The 8,437-nt window shown below is 67.3% G+C and carries 8 protein-coding genes and 1 pseudogene; all 9 read left to right on the plus strand.

What is annotated here, in order from left to right:
• The coding region (locus I55_RS37975; protein WP_211100305.1) for a hypothetical protein at positions 1 to 293 on the plus strand (293 nt) is incomplete at its 5' end.
• Positions 294 to 517: 224 nt separating this feature from the next.
• Positions 518 to 1,834 carry a proline--tRNA ligase gene (gene proS / locus I55_RS08785; protein ID WP_044560145.1) on the plus strand — a complete coding sequence of 439 codons (1,317 nt, stop codon included), beginning with the start codon at positions 518 to 520 and terminating at the stop codon, positions 1,832 to 1,834.
• A 118-nt stretch (positions 1,835 to 1,952) separates the two neighbouring features.
• The gene (locus tag I55_RS08790; protein WP_044560146.1) at positions 1,953 to 3,236 is read left to right on the plus strand and encodes a lipoprotein-releasing ABC transporter permease subunit; all 1,284 of its coding nucleotides are present in this window, start codon (positions 1,953 to 1,955) and stop codon (positions 3,234 to 3,236) included.
• A gap of 70 nt (positions 3,237 to 3,306) precedes the next feature.
• Positions 3,307 to 3,981, plus strand: coding sequence for an ABC transporter ATP-binding protein (locus tag I55_RS08795; protein WP_085939972.1), 675 nt, complete (start codon positions 3,307 to 3,309; stop codon positions 3,979 to 3,981).
• Positions 3,978 to 4,892, plus strand: coding sequence for a DNA-3-methyladenine glycosylase (locus I55_RS08800; RefSeq protein ID WP_049973965.1), 915 nt, complete (start codon positions 3,978 to 3,980; stop codon positions 4,890 to 4,892). Before I55_RS08795 ends, I55_RS08800 begins: the two co-directional genes overlap by 4 nt.
• Positions 4,893 to 5,077: 185 nt before the next feature.
• Entirely contained in the window at positions 5,078 to 6,076 is a 999-nt protein-coding gene (locus I55_RS08805; protein ID WP_044560147.1) for an aspartyl protease family protein, read from the plus strand.
• A gap of 34 nt (positions 6,077 to 6,110) precedes the next feature.
• The gene (locus tag I55_RS08810) at positions 6,111 to 7,067 is read left to right on the plus strand and encodes a retropepsin-like aspartic protease (protein ID WP_044560148.1); all 957 of its coding nucleotides are present in this window, start codon (positions 6,111 to 6,113) and stop codon (positions 7,065 to 7,067) included.
• Between the two features lie 46 nt (positions 7,068 to 7,113).
• Entirely contained in the window at positions 7,114 to 8,178 is a 1,065-nt protein-coding gene (locus tag I55_RS08815) for an aspartyl protease family protein (RefSeq protein WP_159107149.1), read from the plus strand.
• 78 nt (positions 8,179 to 8,256) lie between these two features.
• A pseudogene (locus I55_RS34280) lies at positions 8,257 to 8,437 on the plus strand (MFS transporter); the annotation flags it as partial.

Raw genomic sequence — 8,437 nt, forward strand, 5'->3', positions numbered from 1 at the left:
GCATCACCAGGATCACAAGATTTATTTTGGTAATGATTTTGGCGTTGGCCAGCATGATCGCGATCCTCTGGGCGGCGGGCTATCACGGCGTGATAACAGTCGATTGGTTAAGGCGCGGTAAAGATCATGGGGAAGATTTCTTGGTCAACCCTCCACTGCCCAGCGTATATTGCGGGGCAGCTATAATTTTAAGACTGTCAAGCTCTTGCCGGAAATATTATTGCCAGCAACAAGAGGAATGTTGCGAAAATGACCTTCTGGATTTAACACTTCCACTATCGCTATTTAAGTGACGCCACTGAAGCGTCAGAGCGTAGCGTAATTAGGCGCACCTATCCTGCGGAAAGTGTCTCTATGGTCGCAATCGAAGGCTAACCACAGGGGCGCCGGGGCGGGAACCTGGATGGCGCCCCGTCACTGTCCCGCTTTCCCGCCGCCATGGACAGGGGTGCCGTCATTGCCTAAAGTCGCGGCTCGATTTTCCGTATTCTGTTCACGAAGGCGACGGGTTCCCGCGATGCGCTCCTCCCAGTTTTTCCTGCCCACCCTGAAGGAAACCCCGGCGGAGGCGCAGATCGCCTCGCACCGGCTGATGCTGCGCGCCGGCATGATCCGGCAGACCAGCGCCGGCATCTATGCCTGGTTGCCGCTGGGCTGGAAGGTTCTGCGCAAGATTTCGCAGATCGTGCGGGAGGAGCAGGACGCCGCCGGCGCCCAGGAGCTGCTGATGCCGACCATCCAGTCGGCGGAGCTGTGGCGCCAGTCGGGCCGTTATGACGACTACGGCAAGGAGATGCTGCGCATCACCGACCGCCATGACCGCGAGCTGCTGTACGGCCCCACGAACGAGGAGATGATCACCGACATCTTCAAGACCTTCGTGCGCAGCTACAAGGATCTGCCCAAGAACCTGTACCACATCCAGTGGAAGTTCCGGGATGAGATCCGCCCCCGCTTCGGCGTCATGCGCGGCCGTGAGTTCCTGATGAAGGACAATTACTCCTTCGACCTGGACGCCGAAGGGGCCAAGCTGTCCTATCGCAAGATGTTCCTGGCCTACCTGCGCACCTTCGCCCGCATGGGCCTGAAGGCCATTCCCATGCGCGCTGACACCGGCCCCATCGGCGGTGACCTCAGCCATGAGTTCATCATCCTGGCGGAGACGGGCGAGAGCGGCGTGTTCTGCCACAAGGACTGGCTGGACCTGGACGTGCTGCAGAACCCGCCGGAGGCGGGCAGCGACCTGAAGGACTTCTTCGCCAAGTACACCAGCATCTACGCCGCCACGGATGAGAAGCACGACCCCGCCACCTGCGAGGTGCCGGAGGACCAGCTGGTGTCGGCCCGCGGCATCGAGGTCGGCCACATCTTCTATTTCGGCACCAAATACTCCAAGCCCATGGGCGCGGTGGTGGCCGGGCCGGACGGCGAGCCCGTGGCGGTGGAGATGGGCAGCTACGGCATCGGCGTGTCGCGCCTGATGGGCGCCATCATCGAGTCCAGCCATGATGAGAACGGCATCATCTGGCCGGAGTCCGTGGCACCCTTCCATGTCGGCCTGATCAATCTGAAGGCGGATGACGCGGCCTGCGCCAGCCTGTGCGAGGACCTGTACGCCAAGCTGAACGCGGCCGGCGTGGAGACCCTGTACGATGACCGCAACGAGCGGCCGGGCGCCAAGTTCGCCGACATGGACCTGATCGGCCTGCCCTGGCAGCTGACCGTGGGCCCGCGCGGCCTGAAGGCCGGCGTGGTGGAGCTAAAGCGCCGCGCCACCGGCGAGAAGCGCGAGCTCTCGGTCGAGGCGGCGCTGGCGGAATTGATCAAGGCCTGACCACAAGAAACGGGACGCCCGCCACCGGTCGCACGTGCTTCAGGTGGCGGGCGCCTTTTTTCCGCCCAGAATTGCGTGCATTGCCTCACCATCTCCCCACCTCGACGGCCGGGCCTTCATGATCTTTTCCGCCTTTGAACGCATGGTCGCGATGCGCTACCTCCGGGCGCGCCGGCAGGAGGGGTTCATCTCCGTCATCGCCGGCTTCTCCCTGCTGGGCATCGGCCTGGGCGTGGCCACCCTCATCATCGTCATGTCGGTGATGAACGGCTTCCGCACGGAACTGCTGGGCCGGGTGCTGGGCCTGTACAGCCATCTGGAAGTCCAGTCCCTGCTGGGCCCGCTGCCGGAGAACGACGCCGTGGGCCAGCGCCTGCTGGCGGTACCCGGCGTCACCGCCGTCATGCCCACGGTGGAAGGCCAGGCCCTCATCACCCAGGACGGCACCGCCTCCGGCGCCTATGTCCACGGCATCACGCCTGAGGATTTCCGCCGCCGGCCCATCGTCTCCACCCACCTCATCGAGGGCACGGTCGACGCCTTCGGCACCACGAAGGAGGCGGCGGGCAGCGAGGAGGCCAGCCTGGGCGACGGCATCGCCATCGGCAGCCGCATGGCCCGGCGCCTGAACCTGCACGTGGGCGACAGCCTGCGGCTGATCAGCCCACGCTTCAACCAGACGGCCTTCGGCTCCCTGCCGCGGGCGCGCACCTACCCCATCGCCGCCATCTTCGATGTCGGCATGTACGAGGTCGACAACAGCCTGGTGTTCATGCCGCTGGCGGCGGCGCAGACCTTCTTCGGCGTGGCCAACGGCTACACCTCGCTGGAGGTGTTCGTGCGGAACCCCACGGACATCGACCCCTATGTGCAGTCGGTCGGCAAGGCGGCGGGGCAGGAATACCGCGTCTATGATTGGCGCCAGCGCAGCGCCGCCTTCGTCAACGCCATCGACGTGGAACGGAACGTCATGTTCCTGATCCTGTCGCTGATCATCCTGGTGGCGGCGTTCAACGTCATCAGCAGCATGATCATGCTGGTGAAGGACAAGGGGCGCGACATCGCCATCCTGCGCACCATGGGCGCCAGCCGGGGCATGGTGCTGCGCATCTTCTTCCTGACCGGCGCCAGCATCGGCGTGGTCGGCACCGTCTTCGGCGTCATCCTGGGCGTGGCCTTCACCCGCAACATCGAGGCCATCCGCCAGTTCATCCAGGCCATCATCGGCCGCGACCTGTTCAGCGCCGAGATCTACCTGTTCACCCAGATCCCGGCCCGCCTGGACTGGATGGAGGTGGCACAGGTGGGCGGCATGGCCCTGTTCCTGTCCTTCGCCGCCACGGTCTACCCGTCCTGGCGGGCGGCCCGCCTCGATCCGGTGGAGGCCCTGCGCTATGAGTGAGCTGTCCGTGACGGAAACCATGCCCGTGCCCCCCTTGGACGCCAATGAAACCGGCGACACCGTCCTGGAGATGTCCGGCGTCGTCCGCCGCTTCCAGCAGGCGGGCAACGTGCTGGAGGTGCTGCGCGGTGCGGCTTGCGCCGTCCGCCGGGGGGAGATCGTGGCCCTGGTCGGCCCCAGCGGTGCCGGCAAGTCCACCCTGCTGCACATCGCAGGATTGCTGGAGCACGCCGATGGCGGCGTCATCCGCATCGGTGGCCGCGACGCCGCCCAGCTGGACGACGCCGGGCGCACCGCCCTGCGCCGCCAGACCATCGGCTTCGTCTACCAGTTCCACCACCTGCTGCCGGAATTCAGCGCGGAGGAGAACATTGTCCTGCCGCAGATGATCGCCGGCGTGTCCAAGGGGCCGGCGCGGGAGCGGGCCCGGGAACTGCTGGCCCAGGTCGGCCTGGCCGCGCGCGCCAGCCACCGCCCGGCCCGCCTGTCGGGCGGGGAGCAGCAGCGCGTGGCCATCGCCCGCGCCCTGGCCAACCGGCCCAGCCTGCTGATCGCGGATGAGCCCACGGGCAACCTCGACCACCACACCGCCGATGACGTGTTCGCCCTGCTGACCCGTCTGGTGCGGGGCGGCGGCGCCAGCCGGGATGGCTTTGGCGCCCTGGTCGCCACCCACAACCTGGACCTGGCGGCGCGCATGGATCGGGTGATCGAACTGCGCGACGGCGTGCTGGTGGAGTCTTGAGCCAACTGCGTCTGGATCCGCCGCCCGGCTTCGATCCGGACGCCGCCTGGCGCTATCACGGGCGCGACTGGTACCGCGACCGCGACGCCCCGGCGGAGCGGGTGGCCGGCCCGGCGCTGACCAAGGCGCTGGATTTCGACGGCCAGGCCTATCTGCTGACCCTGACGGCGCCCAGCGCGGGCCGCGGCATGGTGATGGGCATCGACAGCGAGGATTCCCTGATCCTGGCCCGCGCCCAGCGGGTGGCCTTGCGCATGCTGGGCCTGACGCCGGCCCTGGCTGAGGCCGCCGCCGGGCTGGAGGCGCGGGCCGACACGGATGCGGAGACGGCGCGCCTGGTGGGCAACCGCCGGGGCTATCGCCCGCCGTTGGCCGCCACCGTGTTCGAGGCGCTGGCCTGGGCCATCATCGGCCAGCAGATCAACCTGACCTTCGCCGCCGACCTGCGCCGCCAGCTGATCCTGCTGGCCGGCCGCCCGCATCCCTCGGGCATGATCGCCCATCCGGACGCGGCGGCGGTGGCGGCCCTGGATCCCGCGACGCTGACCGAGCGACGCTTCTCCCGCTCCAAGGCCCGCTACCTGATCGACGCCGCCCAGGCGGCGGTGGACGGCCGGCTGGATCTGGCCGCGCTGGAGCGGCTGGACACCGATCCCGCCGGCGAGGCGGCGGCGGAGGTCGCCCTGCTGGCCCTGCGCGGCATCGGGCCATGGACCGCGAATTATGTCCTGATGCGGGGCTGCGGCCTGCCCGACCGGGTGCCGGTGGGCGATGCCGGCCTGGCGGCAGCCCTGCAGCGCTTCCACGCCCTGGATCGCCGCCCCACGGCGGAGGAGCAGGCGACGCTGATGCGTCCCCATACCCCCTGGCGCAGCCTGGCCACCGCCCATCTGTGGGCCAGTCTGGTGTGACGCTTCAGGCACCGCTACCGCGGTAGTGGTTGGGTGTAATGCCACCTTCACAAAAGCTGCGGCCGGTTGTCGCAACGCCGCCGCCGACCGGAGTCGCGACGATCGGATGGATTGAGGCGCGCTTGTTGCAGAAACGCGAGTTTGCAATATAGAGGCGAGTTTCAACTGTCGGGATTGGTCCCTTCATGCGCCCCATCCGCCTCGCCGCGTTCGTCCTTTCCACGGTACTGATGGCGGCGGGCGCGGCCGCCGCCGCGCCAGCGGACTGCCAGCTCAACAAGGTCGCCGAGCTGGCGGTGCGCCTGGAAGGCGGGCGGCCCATCGTCGATGGCACGCTGAACGGACAGCCCATCCGTGTGGTGGTCAACACCGGAAGCTACAAGACCCTCCTGTCCGAAGCGGCGGCCCGGCGCCTGGGCTTGGAAGTCACGGCCCTGCCCATGGCGCACAAGGTGCTCACCCCGGGCCGTAAGCTGCGGGAGATTGGGTCGACACCGGTACAGAGCCTGACAGTCGGCGGCTGGCAGGCGGAAAACCTGACCATGGAGGTCATCCCCGCCCATTTCGGCAAGGATGTCGACCTGACCCTGGGCCAGGACATCTTCGCCCAGGCGGACGTGGAACTGGACTTCGCGCACGACATCATCCGCTTCTTCCGTCCCCAGGGCTGCGACGACGTCCCCCTGGCCTATTGGGCGGAAACCTATGCGGAAGCGACCATGCAGTACGCCCAGAACGAACGGCGCCGCTTCAGCAACCGCATTCCGGTGCGGCTGAATGGTCATGAGTTCCTGGCGCGCCTGTCCACCGGTGCGACCTACAGCACGCTCAGCGACACCATCGCCCACCAGGCCGGGGTGTACGAGGGTGGCCCCGGCGTCACCACCCTGGCCATGGTGGGGCCGCCGGATCATGAGAAGTATCCCTTGTCCGTCGGCACCTTCGACAGCTTCACCATCGGGGATGAGACGATACGCAATGTGAAGTTGCGGTTTGTGCGCTTCAACCCGGACTTCATCTCCGACGTGGGGCGTCAGGTTTGGGGGCTGATCCTGGGTATGGATTTCATCCGGTCGCACCGTATCTACATCGCCAACAGCCAGGACAAGATCTACTTTACCAACGTCGCCCGGCCCGTTTTCGACACCCAGACGCCTCCACCCCAAACGGCGGCCAATCCCTGATCGGCCGTTCCCCGAGCCCAAGGATTCCGCCGCCATGCGCCGCATCGCCCCATTCGCCGTCCTCCTGTCGCTGCTTGCCGCCCCGGCGGTGGCCGGCACGGCCGATTGCCGGCTGAACCCGGTGGGGGAGTTGCCCATCCATGTGGAAAACGGCCTGCCCATCGCCGAGGGCCTGCTGGACGGCAAGCCGGTGCGGGCGCTGGTCGACACCGGCACCACCCGCCACCTGGTTTCCATTCAGGCGGCGCGGCGCCTGGGCCTGGATTTCCAGGAGCACCGGGCGCGCGGCGTCAACCTGGGGCAGGGGGACTGGCGCAAGGCCGGCACCATGAAGGCCGACACCCTCAGCTTCGGCCCCTGGCAGGGCACCGGCTATCGCCTGCAACTGGTGGACGCCGGTGACTTTGGCGCCAATGTCGACATGGTGCTGGGCCAGGATTTGTTCGTGCAGGCGGACGTCGAACTGGACATGGCCCACAACGTCATCCGCTTCTTCCGCCCCGCCGACTGCGATGACACGCCGCTGGCCTATTGGGCCCAGACCTATTCCCAGGCGACGCTGCGCTCCCGCGCGTTCGGTAGCTACTCCGTCAGCCGGGTGGTGGTGCGGCTGAACGGGCTGGAGTTTTGGGCGCGGCTGGACACGGGCGTGCGCACCAGCACGGTGCTGACCCGCTTGGCCAACCGCGTGGATGTGCGCCAGGACAGCCCCGGTTCCCAGCCGGGGCCGGAGCGGCACGACATCGGCCGCACGCCGGTGCCCACCTGGATCGGCACCTTCGACACCCTCAGCATTGGGGATGAGACCATCCGCAATGCCCGCCTGTCGGTGGGCGACTACTACAACCTGGGTGTGGAACGCGACGGCAGCCTGGCCATGGTGCTGGGCATGGACTTCATCCAGTCGCACCGTATCTTCATCGCCAACAGCCAGGACAAGATCTACTTCACCAATGTCGCCACGCCGGTGTTCAAGGCGCCGGGGGCGTAAGCCGAAGAGGATGCCGGTGCCTTTTGACAGGATCGGGAGAGAGGGGATGCTTGGTCAGGGAATGCGGGTGGATGTGCACGCGCGCAAGCGTGTCGCCGGCGCCCTCCTGGCGTTGGCGCTCGCTGGGGCGCCTGCCGGTGCCGCCTGGGCCGGGGCGGCGGATTGCCACCTGAACAAGATCGCGGAACTGCCCATCAAGGTGGAGCACAACCAACCCCTGGCGGACGTCAGTCTGAACGGCAAGCCGATCCGTGCCCTGGTCGACACCGGCGCCTACCGCACCACCTTGACGCGGGGCGCGGCCGAGCGCCTGGGCGTGGACGTGACGTTGCACGCCGCCGCCGGCGGTGCCGTGGGCGTGGGAGGCGAGGTCGCCATTGGCTCCGCCCCCGTCGCGGATTTGAGGGTGGGCAACTGGAACGCCCGCGACCTGAAGCTGGAGGTTCTGGATACCGCCGACGTCGGGCCGGGGATCGAGCTTATCCTGGGCCAGGACATCTTCAGCCAGAGCGATGTGGAGGTGGACTTCGCCGGCGGGGCGATCCGCTTCTTCCAACCGCAGGGCTGCGACGATGTCCCCCTGGCCTATTGGGCGGAAACCTATGCCGAGGCGCGGATGAAGCCGGTGGCGGGTCGCCGCACGTCCAACATGGTGCGCGTGGCGTTGAACGATCATGAGTTCTGGGCGCTCCTGGACACCGGCGCCGGCGGCAGCAGCGTGCAGCTGCGCGCCGCCCACCGCGCCGGTGTGCATGAGGACGATCCCGGCGTCGTCACCGGTTGGCCCAGCCATGGCATCGGCAAGCGCAGCATTCCCACCTGGATCGGCAGCTTCGGGACCTTCGTCGTGGGGGATGAGACGGTCCGTAATGTGCGGCTGCGCTTCGGCGACTATTCCGCCGGCCTGGACCCGGAGCGGGAGGGGGCGCACGACATGGTGCTGGGCGCCGATTTCATCAAGACGCATCGCATCTACATCGCCAACAGCCAGAACAAGATCTTCTTCACCAACGTCGGCCACCCCATCTTCACCCCCCTGCCCAAGACGCCCGAAACCGCGCCCGACGGTGAGGCGCCCGCACCTGGGTCAAAACCGCCGGCTGCCGACTGACGCGATCTCCCATTCCCTGGCGGCGGCCGGCGGGCCGTGGCAGGGTGGTGTGGTGGGTTAATGGTTGGCGGTGCCTTGATGACTGAGGGTGTGATGCCTATGCCGGCGGTGCGGGGCCGGTGGGCCCAGGTGATGACCGTGGTGCGGGTCGCCAGCGGCAACTTCCTGGAAATGTACGACTTCATGGTGTTCGGCTATTTCGCCGGCGCCATCGGCCGCGCCTATTTCCCGCACGACAGCGGCACCGCCAGCCTGCTGC

The sequence above is a fragment of the Azospirillum sp. B4 genome (genome assembly GCF_000333275.1).
Lineage (GTDB): Bacteria > Pseudomonadota > Alphaproteobacteria > Azospirillales > Azospirillaceae > Nitrospirillum.